General features: G+C 71.8%; 18 protein-coding genes. 14 read left to right on the forward strand and 4 right to left on the reverse strand.

Translation table 11 applies throughout. The annotated features are described in order from the left end of the window. A complete protein-coding gene (locus B7K23_RS09090; RefSeq protein ID WP_084126009.1) occupies positions 1–909 on the reverse strand; it encodes a PfkB family carbohydrate kinase in 909 nt (302 codons plus the stop codon). A gap of 102 nt (positions 910–1011) precedes the next feature. On the opposite strand from B7K23_RS09090, the gene murA reads away from it, so the two are divergent. The 5 genes from murA to B7K23_RS09115 all read left to right on the forward strand — a co-directional run bounded on the left by murA (position 1012) and on the right by B7K23_RS09115 (position 5972). After that, positions 1012–2322 (forward strand): UDP-N-acetylglucosamine 1-carboxyvinyltransferase, encoded by a 1311-nt coding sequence (murA, locus tag B7K23_RS09095; RefSeq protein ID WP_084126010.1) that lies wholly within the window; start codon positions 1012–1014, stop codon positions 2320–2322. Next, positions 2322–3044: a 1-acyl-sn-glycerol-3-phosphate acyltransferase gene (locus B7K23_RS09100; RefSeq protein WP_084126011.1), complete on the forward strand. Its 723-nt coding sequence runs from the start codon at positions 2322–2324 to the stop codon at positions 3042–3044. The genes murA and B7K23_RS09100 overlap by 1 nt, the downstream gene beginning before the upstream one ends. Then, positions 3041–4042 carry an NAD(P)H-dependent glycerol-3-phosphate dehydrogenase gene (locus B7K23_RS09105; protein WP_084126012.1) on the forward strand — a complete coding sequence of 334 codons (1002 nt, stop codon included), beginning with the start codon at positions 3041–3043 and terminating at the stop codon, positions 4040–4042. Before B7K23_RS09100 ends, B7K23_RS09105 begins: the two co-directional genes overlap by 4 nt. 31 nt (positions 4043–4073) lie before the next feature. Continuing rightward, the gene (locus tag B7K23_RS09110) at positions 4074–5165 is read left to right on the forward strand and encodes a D-alanine--D-alanine ligase family protein (RefSeq protein WP_084126013.1); all 1092 of its coding nucleotides are present in this window, start codon (positions 4074–4076) and stop codon (positions 5163–5165) included. Between the two features lie 138 nt (positions 5166–5303). Further along, a complete protein-coding gene (locus tag B7K23_RS09115; protein WP_084126014.1) occupies positions 5304–5972 on the forward strand; it encodes an SDR family NAD(P)-dependent oxidoreductase in 669 nt (222 codons plus the stop codon). An 83-nt stretch (positions 5973–6055) separates the two neighbouring features. Here B7K23_RS09115 and B7K23_RS09120 read toward each other — a convergent pair whose 3' ends face one another. Further along, the gene (locus B7K23_RS09120; RefSeq protein WP_084126015.1) at positions 6056–6523 is read right to left on the reverse strand and encodes a DUF3515 family protein; all 468 of its coding nucleotides are present in this window, start codon (positions 6521–6523) and stop codon (positions 6056–6058) included. A gap of 47 nt (positions 6524–6570) precedes the next feature. Here B7K23_RS09120 and B7K23_RS09125 point away from each other — a divergent pair, with 47 nt between their 5' ends. The 7 genes from B7K23_RS09125 to B7K23_RS09155 all read left to right on the forward strand — a co-directional run bounded on the left by B7K23_RS09125 (position 6571) and on the right by B7K23_RS09155 (position 12009). Then, entirely contained in the window at positions 6571–7074 is a 504-nt protein-coding gene (locus tag B7K23_RS09125) for a hypothetical protein (RefSeq protein WP_084126016.1), read from the forward strand. Next, positions 7058–8434: an MATE family efflux transporter gene (locus B7K23_RS09130; protein ID WP_084126017.1), complete on the forward strand. Its 1377-nt coding sequence runs from the start codon at positions 7058–7060 to the stop codon at positions 8432–8434. Before B7K23_RS09125 ends, B7K23_RS09130 begins: the two co-directional genes overlap by 17 nt. A 110-nt stretch (positions 8435–8544) precedes the next feature. After that, the gene (locus tag B7K23_RS09135; RefSeq protein WP_084126018.1) at positions 8545–8991 is read left to right on the forward strand and encodes a hypothetical protein; all 447 of its coding nucleotides are present in this window, start codon (positions 8545–8547) and stop codon (positions 8989–8991) included. Next, a complete protein-coding gene (locus B7K23_RS09140) occupies positions 8991–9218 on the forward strand; it encodes a helix-turn-helix transcriptional regulator (protein ID WP_084126019.1) in 228 nt (75 codons plus the stop codon). Before B7K23_RS09135 ends, B7K23_RS09140 begins: the two co-directional genes overlap by 1 nt. Positions 9219–9248: 30 nt before the next feature. After that, positions 9249–10013 carry a DUF4386 domain-containing protein gene (locus B7K23_RS09145; protein ID WP_084126020.1) on the forward strand — a complete coding sequence of 255 codons (765 nt, stop codon included), beginning with the start codon at positions 9249–9251 and terminating at the stop codon, positions 10011–10013. Next, complete coding sequence (locus tag B7K23_RS09150) at positions 10010–10984, forward strand: NAD(P)-dependent alcohol dehydrogenase (protein ID WP_084126021.1); 975 nt, start codon at positions 10010–10012, stop codon at positions 10982–10984. The genes B7K23_RS09145 and B7K23_RS09150 overlap by 4 nt, the downstream gene beginning before the upstream one ends. A gap of 80 nt (positions 10985–11064) precedes the next feature. Continuing rightward, positions 11065–12009, forward strand: coding sequence for a thiamine-phosphate kinase (locus tag B7K23_RS09155; RefSeq protein WP_084126022.1), 945 nt, complete (start codon positions 11065–11067; stop codon positions 12007–12009). Between the two features lie 371 nt (positions 12010–12380). Here the strand turns inward: B7K23_RS09155 and rpmB are convergent, their stop codons facing one another. Continuing rightward, a complete protein-coding gene (gene rpmB / locus B7K23_RS09160; protein ID WP_084073692.1) occupies positions 12381–12572 on the reverse strand; it encodes a 50S ribosomal protein L28 in 192 nt (63 codons plus the stop codon). Between the two features lie 249 nt (positions 12573–12821). Between rpmB and B7K23_RS09165 the strand changes: the two genes are divergently transcribed. Both B7K23_RS09165 and B7K23_RS09170 read left to right on the forward strand, forming a co-directional pair. After that, positions 12822–14342, forward strand: a complete 1521-nt coding sequence (locus B7K23_RS09165; protein WP_084126023.1) for a DAK2 domain-containing protein — start codon at positions 12822–12824, stop codon at positions 14340–14342. Then, positions 14339–16645, forward strand: coding sequence for an ATP-dependent DNA helicase RecG (locus B7K23_RS09170; protein ID WP_084126024.1), 2307 nt, complete (start codon positions 14339–14341; stop codon positions 16643–16645). Before B7K23_RS09165 ends, B7K23_RS09170 begins: the two co-directional genes overlap by 4 nt. A gap of 41 nt (positions 16646–16686) precedes the next feature. Here the strand turns inward: B7K23_RS09170 and B7K23_RS09175 are convergent, their stop codons facing one another. Next, on the reverse strand, positions 16687–17469 hold the full coding sequence (locus B7K23_RS09175) for a hypothetical protein (RefSeq protein ID WP_084126025.1): 783 nt from the start codon (positions 17467–17469) through the stop codon (positions 16687–16689). Between the last annotated feature and the right edge of the window lie 60 nt (positions 17470–17529).

Here is a 17529-nt window from a genome sequence, read left to right on the forward strand (position 1 = left end):
TCAGCGCTCGTGGGGAAGTCGGCCGCGCAGCCATGCGCGGGTACCGAACGAGCCAAGAGAGGTCCCCGCGACCGCCGAGGCCCAGACCGCGTCGTCGTGGATCCTCTCGTCCTCGAGGCCCAGCTCGGCGATCCGATGCGCGAACGCACCGTGGAAGAAGTCGCCCGCTCCCAGGGTGTCGACCACGGGCACCGGCCGCACATCGGCCTCGCCGGAGCCCACGGGGGTGCGGTAGAGGACCGAGCCTCCGCCCCTCGTGATGAGGATCCGCTGCGTGCCGAGCGCGAGGAGCGTGTCGATGACCGCTGCGGGATCTCCCTCGGTGCCCGGGGGAGCGAAGTCGTCGGAGACCACCGCGATGTCGACGTGGTCGAGCACGTCGGGCGTGTACGGCTTCCAGCTGCCGGCGTCGAGGATCACGGGCACGCCGGCCTCGCGGGCCGCGCGCGCGATCGGGATGCCGAGGTGCCGGTGGTAGCCGTCCAGGAGCACGGCATCGAGCCCGTGCACGAGCGCCGCGGCGTCGAGGCTCGGGGGAGTGTCCCTCTCCGACGCGGCGGTACCCGTCGGCGACACCACGGCGCGGTCGCCGGTCGTGCGCGTGATCATGATCGCGGCGGTCGCCGGAGGGCCCTCCCCGGTCGAGTCCTCCACGTGCACGGTGACGTCGCATGCGCGCAGGTCCGCGAGCACCAGGTCGGTCAGCGGATGCGGCGGGAGCGCGGTGACGAGCGCGGTCTCGGAGCCGCATCGAGCGGACGCGACCGCGGCATTCGCGGCGGGACCACCGCCCGCGATCAGGAAGTCGAGCGCAGCGACCTTCTCATTGGGGAGCGGCAGCCGCTCGACGAGCTGCACGACGTCGAGCGTGGCAAGGCCCACGCACAGGACGCGGGGCGGGTCGGTCACCTCTCCACCTTAGAGCCGAAGGCCCTGGTGTTTCGTGATTCCGCGGCATCTCTCTGTGGAGTCGAGGCCGGTCGTACAGCCGAGATGGGGCACCATAGGACCATGACCGATTCCATCCGCGTCACCGGCGGGCGGCCGCTCGAGGGCGAGATCACCGTCCGAGGCGCCAAGAACTTCGTCTCCAAGGCCATGGTCGCAGCACTGCTCGGCTCCACCACGTCGACGCTGCGCAACGTTCCCGACATCCGCGACGTGAAGGTCGTGTCGTCCCTCCTGCGCCTCCACGGCGTCGAGGTCGACTACGACGTCGAGTCCGGCGTCCTCAGCATGGACACGTCGGAGCTCCAGTTCGCCGACGCGATGCAGATCGCGACGCACGCGGGCTCGTCGCGCATCCCGATCCTGCTGTGCGGCCCGCTCCTGCACCGCCTCGGCGAGGCGGTCATCCCCGACCTCGGCGGCTGCCGCATCGGCGACCGGCCCATCGACTTCCACCTCGAGATCCTGCGCAAGTTCGGCGCCGTGGTGACGGAGGCCGGAGACGGCCTGCACCTCACCGCCCCGAACGGGCTCAAGGGGATCCACCACGAGCTCGCCTACCCGTCCGTCGGCGCGACCGAGCAGCTGCTGCTCACCGCGGTCATGGCCGAGGGCATCACGACGCTGCACAACATGGCGGTCGAGCCCGAGATCAAGGACCTGATCGACACGCTGCAGAAGATGGGCGCGATCATCTCGGTCGACACCGACCGCTCGGTCACGATCGAGGGCGTGCCGCAGCTGTTCGGCTACGACCACGTCTCGCTCACGGACCGCATCGAGGTCGGCTCGTGGGCCTGCGCGGCCCTCGCCACGGGCGGCGACATCATGGTCAAGGGCGCCCAGCAGCGCCACATGGGCATGTTCCTTAACGTGTTCCGCAAGGCGGGCGGCGAGTTCACCGTCACCCCCGACGGCATCCGCTTCCGCCACCCGGGCGGCGACCTCAACCCGATCGCGATCCAGACCGACGTGCACCCGGGCTTCATGACCGACTGGCAGCAGCCGCTCGTCGTCGCGCTGACCCAGGCCACCGGCCTCAGCATCGTCCACGAGACCGTCTACGAGAACCGCTTCGGCTTCACCGAGGCGCTCGTCCAGATGGGCGCGCACGTGCAGCTGTACCGCGAGTGCCTCGGCGACAAGAAGTGCCGCTTCGGGCAGCGCAACTTCACCCACTCCGCGGTCATCTCCGGCCCGACGCCCCTCAAGGCGGCCGACATCGAGGTCCCCGACCTCCGCGGCGGCTTCTCGCACCTCATCGCCGCGCTCGCGGCCGAGGGCACCTCGACCGTGCGCGGCATCGGCATCATCGACCGCGGCTACGAGAGCTTCCGCGACAAGCTCGCCGCGCTCGGCGCGAGCGTGGAGTGATGGCGACCCCCGAGACTCGCGGCTACAAGGCCGCGGCCTACTTCCTGCGCTCGATCTTCGGTCCCGCGACCCGCAAGGACTGGCACGGCGCCGAGAACCTGCCGAAGGACTCCGGCTTCATCGCCGTGTCCAACCACGTGAGCTACGCGGACCCGATCACGCTCGGGCACTTCCTGTACCTCAATGGGCATCCGCCCAGGTTCCTGGCCAAGTCGTCGCTGTTCGAGCTGCCGGTGATCGGCAAGGCGCTGCACGGCGTGGACCAGATCCCCGTCTACCGCGGCACGTCGCGCGCGAAGGACGCCGTCGACAAGGGCATCGAGGTCCTGCAGCGCGGCGACATGATCGCGATGTTCCCCGAGGGCACGCTGACCCGTGACCCCGACCTGTGGCCGATGGTCGCCCGCCCAGGCGCGGTGCGCATGGCCCTCGACGCGGGGGTGCCGATCATCCCCGTCGCCCAGTGGGGCGCGCATCGCCTGCTCGCCCCGTACGGCAAGGTCTTCAAGCCGATCCCGCCCAAGACCATCACCGTGGTCGCCGGCCCGCCGATCGACCTGAGCGACATCGGCGACAAGCGCGACGCGGAGACGCTGCGCGCGGCGACCGACCGCGTCACCGCGACGCTCACCGCGATGCTCGCCGACATCCGCGGCGAGGAGCCGCCCGCGATGCCGTGGGACATGCGCAAGGGCGGCCGCGTGTCGGGAGCCGACTCGTGACGCGCGCCGCAGTGCTCGGCGCAGGCGCCTGGGGCACGACCTTCGCCGCGGTGCTCGCGGACGCGGGCACCGACGTCACCCTGTGGGGCAGGGACGATGCGGCGGTCGCCCAGGTGCGGGACGAGCGTCGCAACGATCGTGCCCTCGCGGGGCTGCACCTGCCCGAGGGGATCCACGCGACGACGGACGCCGAGGAGGCGCTCGCGGACGCCGACATCGTCGCCGTCGCGCTGCCCTCGCAGCACGTGCGCGGCGTGATCTCTCCGTGGGCGTCCCTGCTGCCTTCCGGCGCGGTCGTGACCTCGCTCATGAAGGGCATCGAGCTCGGCACCCACCAGCGCATGACCCAGGTGCTCGCCGAGGCGTGGAGCCTTCCGGACGAGCGGATCACCGTCGTCTCGGGGCCGAACCTCGCGCGCGAGATCGCCGAGCGCCAGCCGACCGCCACGGTCGTCGCGGGCGCCGACTCCGCCGCCGCCGAGCTGGTCGCGGCCTCGACCGCATCGTCCTACTTCCGTCCCTACACGAACTCCGACGTCATCGGCGTCGAGCTCTCGGGCGCCTACAAGAACGTCATCGCGGTGAGCGTCGGCATCGCCGACGGCATGGGCTTCGGCCACAACACCACGGCGACCGTGATCACCCGCGGCCTCGCGGAGATCACGCGGCTGGGGCTCGCGCTCGGCGCGTCGCCCGAGACATTCTCGGGGCTCGCGGGCATGGGCGACCTCATCGCGACGTGCGCGTCGCCGCTGTCCCGCAACCACACGCTGGGATCCGCGATCGGCAAGGGCGCGACGCTCGACGAGGCGATCGCGACCACCGGAGGCACCGCCGAGGGCGTGAAGACCTCCCTGTCGATCCAGGAGCTCGCGCGCGAGAAGGGCGTCGATGTGCCGATCTGCGACGCGGTCGTCGCGATGATCCACGAGGGCGCCCCCAAGGAGGCCGTGCTCCAGGCGCTCGTGTCGCGGCCGCGCAAGGCCGAAGGGCAGTAGTGTCGGACCTGATCCTGACCGAAGGGACACGATGAACCCCAAGCCGACCGTGGCCGTGCTGTTCGGCGGCCGTTCGTCCGAGCATGGGGTCTCGTGCGTGACCGCCGGCGGCGTGCTCGGCGCGATCGACCGCGACACCTACGACGTGGTCGCCATCGGGATCACCCGCGACGGACGCTGGACGCTCGCCTCGACCGACGCCGCCGACTGGCGCATCGCCGACGGCGCGATGCCCTCGGTCGCGGATGAGGGTCCCACAGTGCTGCCTCCCGTCCGCGTCGGCTCGACCGAGTGGAGGCTCGACGACGGCGCGTCCGTGACGCCGCTCGGCACGATCGACGTGGTGTTCCCCGTGCTGCACGGGCCGTATGGCGAGGACGGCACGATCCAGGGCGCGCTCGAGCTCGTCGACGCGCGCTTCGTCGGCTCCGGCGTGCTCGCCTCCGCGGTCGGCATGGACAAGCAGTTCATGAAGGCCTCGTTTGTCGACGCGGGCCTGCCCGTCGCGCCCGGCATCGTGCTGCGGCCGGGGGAGCCCGTCGCGCCCCGCATGCCCGAGCTAGAGAAGCTCGGCCTGCCGGTGTTCGTCAAGCCCGCGCGCGCCGGCTCCTCGATGGGCATCTCCAAGGTGACGTCGTGGGACGAGCTCGAGGCGGCGGTCGCGGACGCGGCCAAGCACGATCCGAAGGTGCTCGTCGAGGCCGGGATCGTGGGTCGCGAGATCGAGACCGCGGTGCTCGCCACGGGGACCGAGGTGAGGACGTCGCCCCAAGGCGAGATCGTCACCAAGGGAGACCACGCCTTCTACGACTTCGAGGCGAAGTACCTGGACGAGGGCAACGTGGAGCTGCTGTGCCCCACCGCGCTCGACCCGGGCGTGGCGGCGACGGTCGCGGACTTCGCGCGTCGCGCCTTCGTCGCGGTCGGTGCCGAGGGCCTCGCCCGCGTGGACTGCTTCGTCGGTCCCGACGGCTACGTGACGGTCAACGAGATCAACACCATGCCGGGCTTCACCACGACGAGCATGTACCCGCGCATGTGGGCCGCCGCGGGGATCGCGTACCCGGCGCTCGTCGAGGCGCTGATCCAGGAGGCGCTCGCGAGGCCGCTCGGCCTGCGCTGACGTCCGCGCCTGCACCCGTGGTGCCCCCTCTGCGGTGGCGCTGCGGCCGCAGTGCGCCGCACCGCTCGCGTCCATCGGCCCGCGCGCACCGAGCGCTAGGGTCGGAAGCGGAACCGCCACGACGTCGAAGGAGACCTCATGCCCACGCTCGCCATCATCGGAGCCGGACCCAACCTCGGCGCCGCGGTCGCGCGCCGCTTCGGGCGAGAGGGCTTCTCCGTCGCCCTGATCTCCCGCGATCAGGAGAAGCTCGACGGCATCGCCGCCGAGCTGTCCAAGGACGGCACCACGGCCCGCGGCTACGCGGCCGACGTCCTCCAGCCGGCGCAGCTCGTGGGGGCCCTCGAGATGGCGGCCGCCGAGCTCGGGACCATCACCGCGCTCCAGTACAGCCCGCTGCCGTTCCGCAGCTTCCTCAACCCGGTGCTCGACCTCACCCCGGAGCTCGCGACGCAGGCCTTCCAGTTCTCCGCGCTCGGTCTGATCCACGCGGCGCGCACCGTGCTGCCGGCGATGCGCGAGGCGGGGGAGGGATCGATCATCCTCATCAACGGCGGCACGTCGGTCAAGGCGCGCCACGGCTTCTCGGGCACCTCGGTCGCCTTCCCCGCGGAGAGCGCGTACGGCGAGATGCTGCATGACGCGCTCGGCGTCGAGGGCATCGGCGTCCACCAGCTCGTGATCCCCGGCGCGATTCCGAAGCTCCGCTACACGATCGACGAGGTCGCGGAGAAGATCTGGCAGATCCACGCCGAGGGCGGGGACTACAGGACGATGCTGATCCCGCTCGATGAGGGCCGCGAGTAGCGCTCGGGTCCGATTCGGCGCGGGTTCGGTTCAGCGCGGGTCGGCGCCTCTCTCGCCGGGAGTGCGACTCCCAGCGCCGCCCGTCAGGAGCAGGCGAGGCCGTTCGACGGCGCGAGCGCCGCGGGACCCGACAGCTCCGCGAGCAGATCCCCGAGGGCCTCGTCGGCGCGCACCTTCGGGACGGTGACCTCGAGCGCGGGGGAGCGGCCGAAGGTCGTGGCGACCCATGCATCGTCCGTCTCCGTGAGGATCCAGTCCTGCGAGACGGTCGAGGTCTCGACCGCGAGGCACTCGTCGGTCGTGGGCCCGGGAGGCTCGACGCCGCAGCGCGCGACGATGACGCCCTCGTCGCCGCCCCAGGCCGCGGTCGCCTGCGAGGTGGTCGTGCGCTTGGCAAGGCCGCCGAGCTCGTCCGGGACCGCGAGCATCACGCGCGCGCAGTCGGGGTCGCCTGCGTACTCCGCGGGATCCACGGGGTACGGGGACGCGCAGCCCGCGAGGGCCGGCGCGAGGAGCGCAGCGAGGCCGAGCGCGGTCAGTCTCCGAGGCATGCCCACAGCCTAGGCGTCGCTAGGGTGGAGTCCTGACGAGGAGGAGCATGCCGCACACCGAGAACCTGCTGTCTCCGCCCGCATGGGCCGAGCCCTTCGCCGAGTGGTACCGCCACTGGGCGGTCGCGGTCGTGCTCGGCGTCGCCACGATCGCCGTCTTCGGCTCCGTGTTCCGGGACGCCCCGCTGCTCATCGGTCTCGTGGCGATCGTGATGATCCCGGCCACGGTGCTCAACGCGTGGCTCGGCTACCAGGGGAGGGCCCTCGCCAAGGGGGAGGCGTCGGTGCTCCAGGCGCGCGTCGTCGATGACCGGCTCGAGCTGGGCGGCCTCGTCTCCCCGCTCGCGCGTCGCAAGTGGGCGTCGTTCAAGCCGGGCCTGCTGACGCTGACCCAGGCCGGGGCCACGCGCCAGGGTGCCGTGCTCTACGTGCTCTCCGATGGCGAGTCGGAGGTGCGCTTCCTGCACGACTCCGACGTGACCGGCTCGCGTCTCAACACGGCGATGGAGCCGGCCCGCAGCCACGGCGCGCGCGTTGTCGTCGAGGGCTGACCTGCTGCGGGGGCTCCCGCATCGGCGTGCCTTCTCGCTGGCCTGGCCGGCGATCCTCTCCAACATCACGGTGCCGCTCGTCGGCCTCGTGGACACCGCGATGCTCGGGCACTTCTCCGACGCGACCCATCTGGGCGCGGTCGCGATCGGTGCCACCGTCATCGGCGCGGTGACGTGGCTGCTGAACTTCCTGCGCTCGGGGACGACGTCCCTCGTGGGCCGTGCGCTCGGCGCCGGGCGGACCGACACCGCCGTCACGCATCTGCAGCGCTCGCTGCTCATGGCTCTCGCGCTCGGCCTCAGCATCGTCGTCGTGCAATGGGTGGCGGTGCCGCTCGCGATGTCGGTGCTCGCGCCCGAGGGCGACGTCCGCGCCTTCGCGACCGACTACGCGCTCATCCGCCTGCTCGCGGCACCCGCGACGCTGCTGACGCTCGTCGCGAACGGCTGGTTCGTCGGGTCGGGGGATACGAAGCGACCGCTTGCCGTCGTCGCGACGGTGAACCTGCTCAACATCGGGCTCGACGTGGCGTTCGTCGCGGGGTTCGGCTGGGGCTCCCAGGGCGCCGCGGCCGCGTCCGCGATCGCCGAATGGGTCGGCGTGGTGGTCGCCGGGGTGCTGTGGTGGCGGGTCGCGCCCGCCCCGGTGCGCGAGGCGGTGCGCAGGTGGCGCGGCAAGGGTCTGCGGTCCGGTTGGGCCGGCGTGGTCAAGCTGAACAGCTGGCTCTTCGGGCGCACGGCGATCCTGTACGTCGTGCTGACGTTCGTGACGGCCTACGCGGGTCGCATCGGGGAGGACGTGCTCGCGGCCACGAGCGTGCTCATGCAGTTCATGTACCTCGCGTCGTACGCCCAGGACGGCTACGCGCACGCGGCTGAGGCGATGGCGGCGCGTGAGGTCGGGCGCCGAGACGTACGCGAGTTCCATCGCGCGAACCTCGCGGCGGCCGTTCCCGCCGTCACCCTCGGCGCAATCTTCACGCTTCTCTACCTGGTCGCGCGGGATCCGCTCCTGGCCCTGATGACCGATCTGCCCGCGGTGGCCGACACCGCGCGCGAGTACTTCCCGTGGGTGATCGCGCTGCCGCTGTTCAGCGCCTTCGCGTATCTCTTCGACGGCGTGTTCCTCGGGTCAGGCCATACGCGCGCGATGCTCGTGACCATGGCACTGTCCGCGGTGGTGGTGTTCTTCCCCGTCCTCGCGATCGGCGCCCTGTGGATCGGCGACGACCGCGGCCACGACCTGTGGCGCGCGTTCCTGCTGTTCAACGGCGCGCGCGGATTCTTCCTCGGGCTCGCCTACTGGCGCACGACCAGGCGCGGCGGCTGGCTCGAGCACGAGGAGCCGGCGCGGGTGTAGGAGCGGTTGGCTCGCCCAAGGCTGGAGCGGTGTCAAGAAAACTTGACACAGTGTCCGCGCGACCTTACTTTGGAGATGTCAGAGATCTTTGACATCCCGAGGAGGTGACGATGTCCATGCAGCAGCGCACCGTCTGGGCCTCGCTGATCGCGTTCGTCGTGGTCGGCCTGGTCTACGCCGCCGTGATGATCCCGCGCATGATCGGCTCCGAGCCCAGCGAGATCAGCTGGGTCTGGCCGATGGCCATCGCGATGGGCTCGATCGTCGTCGTGATCATCGCCGGGGTGATCGTCTCCACGATCAGCGGCGCCATCTCCGCCACCGTCCGCGGCGAGGAGCCCGAGTTCGAGGAGGGCGACGAGCGCGACAAGGTGATCGAGAACTTCGGCAACGCCAAGGGCCTGTCGATCGCGTCCTTCGGGTCGCTCGGCGCGATCATCCTGGCCATGAACGACGTGGATCCGTTCTGGATCGCGCAGCTGCTCTTCGCCGTCGGCCTGCTCGGCGGCATCGTCGGCGCGGCGCTCAAGCTCCGCGCCTACTCGCGGGGGCTGTGATGCCCCGCTCCACGAAGGTCACCAACGACATCCGCACGCTGCGCTTCATGCACGGCGAGATGACGCAGGCCGCGCTCGCGAAGAGCGTCGGCGTCACGCGTCAGACCATCATCGCGATCGAGCAGGGCAAGTACTCTCCCTCGCTCGAGGTCGCGTTCCAGATCGCGCGGGTCTTCGGCGTCCCGCTCGAGCGAGTCTTCAGCTACGCCGACGACGCCGACGCCTGAGAAGCGGCGGACGCCAAAGGGGGAAAGACCATGACCGCTGTTGATGTTGTCGCGCCCGAAAGGGCCGGCCTGACCGATGCGACGCGCCGCACCGCGCGCGTCACCGGAGCCTGGTACCTGGGGCTCGCGCTCACGGGGATGCTCGGGTTCCTGCTCCTGCGCCCGATGTTCGCGGGCGACGACGGAGTCGAAACCGCCATCAACCTCACCGACATCCCGCTGCGCACGCTCGTGTTCTTGGGGCTGGAGCTCGGCGTCGTCGCGACGCAGGCGCTCGCCGCCGTCTACTTCTACAAGCTCTTTCGGGGCCTCAACCCTGTGGCCGCCTGGGCCACGGCGGCGTTCGGCATGGCCAACGCGCTCGCGATCCTCGGCTCTGCCGCGATGCTCGTGACCGCCACCGCGGTAGCGGACGATGCGACGCTCGCCCCGGGAGGTGACGTCTGGTCGACCGTCGCTCTCCTGTGGGAATCGGCCGACGCGTTCTGGGCTGTGGGCGCGCTGTTCTTCGGGCTGTGGCTCATCCCCATGGGGCACGTCGCGAAGACCTCGGGACGCTTCCCCTCCGTGCTCGGATGGCTGCTGATCGTCGGCGGCGCGGGCTACGTCTTGAGCGCCTTCCTCGGCCTCGTCGAGGGCGCCGTGCCCTCCTGGATCGTCGAAGCGGTCGCCATGCCCGCGACCGTCGCGGAGTTCTGGATGATCGGCTACCTCTTGATCGTGGGGATCCGGCCCGACGTGAGCGTCCCCGCCCCCATCCCGAGCCAGGCCAAGACCGAGGAGGTGGCCCGATGAAGGCCGTCGTCTACGACTCCTACGGAGGGCCGGAGGTCATGCGCCTCGTCGACATGCCCGCGCCGCTTCCTCAAGAGGGGCAGGTTCGCATCGCGAACCGCGCGGCCTCGCTGAACCCCTACGACTGGCACGTCTACCGCGCCGACCCCGCGCTCGCCCGCAGCTTCAGCGGCTGGCGGTCCCCGGGCCTCAGGGTGCTCGGCGCCGATGTCGCGGGAGTGGTGGATGCAGTGGGGCCCGGCGTCACCGAATTCGCGGTGGGCGACGAGGTCTACGGGGAGATCAGCTTCGGCGGGTGCGCGGAGTACTGCGTCGCGGACGCCGGCCGGATCGCGCCCAAGCCCGCTTCCCTGAGCTTTGCCGAGGCGGCGGCGCTGCCCATGGGCGCGCTCACCTCGCTGCAGGGGCTCGAGGCTATGGGGATCCGTCCCGGCAGCCGGGTGCTCGTCATCGGCGCCTCGGGCGGCGTGGGCCACCTCGGCGTGCAGATCGCTAAGGCTCTGGGCGCGGCCCGTGTTGTCGCGGTGTGCTCGGGTCGCAATGCCGACTGGGTGCGAGAGCTCGGCGCCGACCGCGTCATCGACTACACGGTCGAGGAGGTCGCCGACTGCGGCGAGCAGTTCGACGTGGTGCTCGACCTGGTGACGACGTCTTCCCTGCGCGACCTCGCGGCCGTGATCGCACCCGACGGGGCCTACGCGCCCATGGGTGGCATCGGCGGCGGGAAGCTGCTGGGGCCCGCGGAGGCCATGTTCAAGGCGACCTTCGCCGCGCCGTTCGTGAGGCGCAAGGTCGTGCGGCACACCGCGATCCCGAACTCCGCGGACCTCGTGCGCGTGGCCGCATGGGTCGAGGCTGGCCTCGTCAAGCCGCGCATCGACAGGGTGTTCCCGCTTGAGGAGCACGTCGCTGCGCTCGAGATGCTCGAGGGAGGCCACGTGGCCGGGAAGATCGTGGTGGAGGCGGCCTGAACCGGGCGACCACGGCATCGTCCCTGGGCTGGGCCGACCCGTGAACGGCGCATCGTCCCTGCACGCCTAGGCTTGTCCGCATGACTTCCATCGGCGAGATCGGCGAGGACGCGCTCATCGCGCTCTTCGCCCCGCGGCTTCCGGACACCGACGCCGAGATCCTCGGGCCCGGGGACGATGCGGCAGTGGTCGCCGTCGACGGTCACCTGGTCGTGTCGTCGGACGTGCTGGTGGAGCGGCACCACTTCCGCTCGGAGTGGTCGACCGGGGCCGACGTGGGCTGGCGCGCGGCGATGCAGAACCTCGCCGACATCGATGCGATGGGCGCCGTGCCGACGTCGCTGCAGATCACTCTGTGCCTGCCCGAGGACACGGACGTGGACTGGGTGCTCGACTTCGCCGACGGGGTGCGCGAGGCGTGCGAGCCGCATGGGGTCGGCGTGGTCGGGGGAGACCTGTCGGGAGCCGATCAGATCGTCGTCTCCGTGACGGTGCTCGGCGAGACGCACGGCACCGAGGTCGTCACCAGGGCCGATGCGCATCCCGGCATGGTCGTCGCGGTGTCGGCGCCGCTCGGCGCGGCGGCGGCTGGGTTCGCGGCGCTCACCGCGGGCTCTCCCGAGGCCGCCCCCGAGGCTGTGCAGCTGTTCAAGCGTCCGCGTCCCGTGGTCGGGGCCGGGCTCGAGGCCGCGCTTCGCGGGGCAGCGGCGATGATGGACATCTCCGACGGGCTGCTGCGCGACGCCGGCCGGATCGCGCGGGCCTCCGAGGTGGGGCTGTCGCTGGACTCGAACGCCGTGCCCGTGCACCCGGCCGCCTCGGTGGCGGCCTCCGCGCTGGGGACGTCCGCGCTCGACTACGCGCTCACCGGGGGAGAGGACCACGCGCTGCTCGCGGTGTTCCCGTCCGCGGGCTCGGTGCCGCCGGGCTGGGAGGTCATCGGTACGGTGACGGACGAGTTCGCAGGCGTGCGCGTCGACGGCGTCGTGCCCGAGTCGCTCGGCTGGGATCACTTCAGCCGGTAGGCCCGCTGATCGCCGCGCGCGCTCGCGCACCGGTCTTCAACGGAGGCCGCAGTGACGACGGCATGTCGCTTCTCGCGCAGATCCAGTCTGACGCCCCGCCCGAAGTGACTGAAACTTGCGGCGGATTCATGGTGTTCGCTGCAGTTCGCCGTGGCGGGCGGCCGATTCTCAGTCACTTCGGTTCGCTTGGGCCCGAGCGAACCGGCAAGCCGACCTGAGTCGCGCCGCCACGATACTCATCTACCCGTCAGGCGCAGCAAGCTCCGAGAACCGACACTGGCTTACCCGGAGGGCAGTGCGGACAACAGAAAGGGCGCCTCCCCGAGGGGAAGCGCCCTTTCTGTTGTCCGCGGTCGATGCCGCTGGAATGCTTAGACGTTGCGGGTAACCTTGCCGGCCTTGAGGCACGAGGTGCACACGTTCAGGCGCTTGGGGGTACCGGCGACCACGGCACGGACGCGCTGGATGTTGGGGTTCCAGCGACGCTTCGTGCGGCGGTGCGAGTGCGAGATGGAGTGCCCGAACGAGGGGCCCTTGCCGCAGACGTCGCAGTTGGCAGCCACGATAGTTCTCCTACAGTTCTTGCACGCCGGCGACTTCCGACAGTGCCACGATTGAGAGCCCGAAGGTGCTCGGGCAACCGCACAAGGATAGCCGACGATTCCGCTACGCGCCAAACAAGGCTTCGGACCGGGCCGTTCCTGCCCTCCAGTGTCCCATGCTCGTGCCACGATAAGGAGCGTCGGGCGGGTCAAGTTCGCCTGGCGAGGGAGGAAGATGTGCGGGGCGACGAGCGACCGAAGGGAGTGCCGATGAGCGAGGCCACCGAGCTGCGCCGCTGGCTCACCTCGGGCGTCGACGCCGTGAAGCGGGCGCGCGAGAGCCTCGACGCGATCAACGTCTTCCCCGTCGCGGACTCCGACACCGGCACCAACATCTACCTCACGCTTCAGGAGGGCAACCGCGCCGTCGCGAAGCTCCCGGACGATGCGACGCATCGCGAGGTCGTCGCCGCCTTCGCGCGGGGTGCCCTGCTGGGCGCCCGTGGCAACTCGGGCGTGATCGTCTCGCAGTACCTCTCGGGCTTCCTCACCGCGATCGACGAGAGGGGCGGCCTGAACAAGGCCAAGCCCGCGGCGATCGCCGAGTCGCTCGAGATCGCGGCCGAGGCCGCGTACCGCGCGGTGAGCTCTCCCGTCGAGGGGACCATCCTGTCGGTCGCCCGCGCGGCGGCGAAGGGCGCGCGCGACGCGGCAAAGGTCAAGGCCGGGCGCGAGGCCGTGGCGGTCGCCGCGGTGGTCTCCGCGCGTGCCGCCCTCGCGCTCACGCAGGAGCAGCTGCCGAGCGCGCGCGACGCCGGAGTGGTGGACGCGGGAGCGGCGGGGCTCGTACTGCAGCTCGAGATGCTCGCCGAGACGCTCGCGGGACGCGACGCGCTCGCCGCCCTCGACGAGGTCGAGTGGGAGTTGCGCGACGGTCGCAGCGTGATCCACGGCCCCGGCCCACACACGCACGGCATCCCCGGCGGTGGCGCCTACGAGGTGATGTTCGTCGCCGAGCCGGAGGACGCGAGCGAGATCGCGCGGCTCCGCGGCGAGCTCGAGGCCGTCGGCGACTCAGTCACGGTCTCGTACGGCCACGGCCTCGCGCAGGCGCACGTCCACACGGACGCGCCCGAGGCCGCGGTCGACATCGCCCAGTCCGTCGATGCGCGCCAGATCGTCGTGCGCAGCCTGCTCATGAGCCACGTCGGCGACCGCTCCGCGACGGGCGTCGTCGCGCTGACCTCGTGCCCGGGCCTCGCCGAGCCGCTGTCCGACGCGGGTGCCGTCGTGCTCGTGGTCCCAGATCCGACTCGCATGAAGAAGCGCGAGCTGCGTCGCGCGGTCAAGGACGCGTCGGGCTCGTCTGCGGTCGTGGTCGCGGGCAACCCCGCGCTGCGGATCGCCGCCCGGGAGCTCGCCGCGCGCCGCCGCCACTGGCACATGACGGTCCTCGACGCGGGCCACGAGGCCCAGGTGATCGCCGCGGTCGCCGCGGCCGCGCTCGCGACTCCGGGAGAGGACCTCGCGGTCCTCATGTCCGATGCGGTGGCCAGGACCGAGGTCGAGTCGTCGTCGGTCGACGCGCTCGACGATGACGTCGACCGGATGATCGGCCCGGACACCGACGTCGTGACCCTCATCCTCGCGAGGGGCGTGCCCCCCGAGATCGCCGATCACGTCCGGATCTCCGTCGCCCAGGTGGCCCCGCTCGCCGACATCCAGATCTACGCGGGCGGCCACGGGGAGCCAGGGATCCTGATCGGCGTCGAGTCCTCGCCCGTCGCATGACACGGACGACGGACGACGTCCCGCCCGGCCCCGCCGCGCCAGGGCCCCACACCGGGGGCCGCCTGACCGAGCCGCTGAGCCGCGTGCTCGGCTCGCGCACCGCGCAGTCGATGAAGAAGCTCGGCCTCGAGACCGTCGGCGACCTGCTGCGCCACTACCCGCGGCGCTACGGCAGCCCTGGCGAGATGACCCCCATCCGCGACCTCCGCGTCGGCGAGCACGTGACCGTCATGGCGCAGGTGCGATCCGCGACAACGCGACCGATGCGCAACCGGGGCGGCGCGATGCTCGAGGCGGTCGTGACCGACGGCCAGGACTCGCTGCGGCTCACCTTCTTCGCCAAGCGCATGGGCGTGCTGCGCATGCACGAGGACAAGCTGCGCGCAGGACGCACCGGGCTGTTCACCGGCACCGTCGGCGAGTACCGCGGCGAGCGCCAGCTCACCCACCCCGACTACCTCATCGTGGGCGTCGACGCCGCGGACGCGGACGAGGCCGTCCTCGAGGCGTCCCGCCCCATCCCGATCTACCCTGCCGCGGCAGGGGTGCCGACGTGGCGCATCGGCCGCTCGGTCCGCACCGTGCTGGATCCGCTCGCGCCCGACGAGGTCGACGACCCGGTTCCCGCCGAACTGCTCGAGCGTCACGGGCACGTGCCGCTGCTCGAGGCGTGGCGGCGGATCCACGTGCCCGAGGACGATGCCGAGTGGCGCTCCGCACGGGCGCGGCTGATCTACGAGGAGGCGCTCGTCCTGCAGGCCGCGCTCGCGAGGCGCCGCGCCGCGCACGATGCGCACGCCACGCTGGCGCGCACGGGCAAGGCGGACGGCGCGCTCGACGCCTTCGGCGCGCAGCTGCCGTGGGCCCTCACCGGCGCCCAGGTGCGCGCGGGCGAGACCATCGCGGCGGACCTCGCCAAGGAGACGCCCATGCTGCGGCTCCTTCAGGGAGACGTGGGCTCGGGCAAGACCCTCGTCGCGCTGCGGGCGATGCTTCAGGTGGTCGACTCGGGTGGGCAGGCGGCGCTGCTCGCCCCGACCGAGGTGCTCGCGGCCCAGCACCTGCGCACGCTGCGGGCGATGCTCGGCGCGCTCGCGGACGCGGGGACCCTAGGCGGCGACCCGCGCGGCACGCGCGTCACGCTCCTCACCGGCTCCCAGGGCGCCGCCGCGAGGCGCAAGGCGCTCGCGGATGCGGCCTCGGGGGAGGCGGGCATCGTGGTCGGCACGCACGCGCTGCTGAGCGAGACCGTGCAGTTCGCCGACCTGGGCCTCGTCGTGGTCGACGAGCAGCACCGCTTCGGCGTCGAGCAGCGCGACGCGCTCCGCACCAGGGGAGAGCATCCGCCGCACATGCTCGTCATGACCGCCACGCCGATCCCGCGCACCGTCGCGATGACCGTGTTCGGCGACCTCGAGACCACCGTGCTGGACGAGAAGCCCGCGGGCCGCGCTGAGGTGCTCACGCATGTGGTCCCCGCGGACAACCGCGCGTGGCTCGACCGCGCGTGGGCGCGCGTTGCCGAGGAGGTCGCCCAGGGGCGTCGCGCCTACGTGGTCTGCCCCCGCATCGAGGAGGGCGAGACCACTCCCGACGACGATGCGCCCGAGGCGAGCGCGGACGACCTCGCCGACGACGGCCTGCTCGACGTCGGGGCCGGCGGCAAGGACAAGAGCGCCGAGCGTCCGCCTCTCGCCGCCGCCACGCAGGTCGTCGACATGCTGCGCGCGCGGCCCGAGCTCGCCGGTGTCGGCGTGGGCCTCCTGCATGGACGCATGGGATCCGACGACAAGGACGATGCGATGGCCGCCTTCGCGAGCGGGGCGACGCCGGTCCTCGTCTCCACCACGGTGGTCGAGGTGGGCGTCGACGTCCCCGAGGCCTCGGTGATGGTCGTGATGGACGCCCAACACTTCGGGATCTCGCAGCTCCACCAGCTGCGCGGACGCATCGGACGTGGCGGACTGCCCGGCGTATGCCTGCTCGTCACGCACGCCGAGGAGGGCACGGTCGCGGCCGAGCGCCTCGCCGCGGTCGCCGGTACGACGGACGGCTTCGAGCTCGCCGACAAGGACGTCGAGCTGCGCCGCGAGGGTGACGTCCTCGGCACGGCCCAGTCGGGCGGCCGCAACTCCCTGCGCCTCCTGCGCGTGGTGCGCGACGCCAAGGTCATCGCCGAGGCGAGGGACGATGCGAAGGGCCTCGTCGCCGAGGACCCCGCCCTGGCGAGTCATCCCGCGCTCGCGGCCGCGATCGACGAGTGGCTCGGCGAGGAGCGCGAGCAGTTCCTCGAGCGCGGCTAGGCCTGCGCTCGGCTAGGACGTCCAGGGCCCGGCGTGCTGGCCTAGGACGTGCAGGCGAGGTCGAGCCCCGAGGGCTCTCCCTCGCCCTTGACCTTGAAGGTGAAGCGCTTGCCCGAGTCGATCGCCTTGGCGCCGTCCTCGCTCTCGACGGTCGCGATGCCGTCCGCCTGATCGACGAGCGTCGCGTGATCCGCCTCCGACGCGATGGCCTCGCCGAGGTCGACCCGCACCTGCCACGTCTCCACGCCTCCGGCGCGCGCGTGGATCTCGATCTCGAGGTCGAACTCGCCGTTCTTCGCCTTGAGGTTCTTGACGGACGCGGTGCACGCGCCGTCGCTGCCGGGCGTACCGTCGGAGCCGACCTGAGCCGCGCTCGCCTCGTCGTCGTCTGCGGTCGCGGTGTCCGAGGGCGCAGGCGAGTCCTCGGAGGCGGACTCGTCCGGCGCGCTGGAGGTCTCGACCGAGGCGGAGGGCGAGGCCGAGTCGCTGGCCGCCACCTCGACGGAGGAGTCGGACGCACCCAGCAGGGCGCCCACGCCCAGGATCAGGCCGGCCGCCACGAGCGCGGCCACGGCGATTGCGGCGCCGACCAGGAGCGGGGAGCGACCGCGCGGCCCGTCGTCGCCCAACGACGCCGCCGGTCGGGACGCGTCGTGCAGGGGAGGGACCGATGGGGGCGGGACGCTGGCGGCCGCATCGCCACCGCCCGCGACCTCGGGGTTCAACGCCGTGGGGAGCGGTGCGGTGAGGGGCATCTCCTGCGTGGTCGGGAGCGCCTCCGTAGGGTCGTCTTGGGGTCCGTGATCGCGCCGATCGTCGTCCATGCCGTGTCCTTCCTGCCCAGCGCATCTGCGCCGAGTCATCCCGGGGGACAGCGCGCGAGC

Origin of the sequence: Demequina sp. NBRC 110054, from assembly GCF_002090115.1 — a bacterium.
Classification (GTDB): Bacteria; Actinomycetota; Actinomycetes; order Actinomycetales; family Demequinaceae; genus Demequina.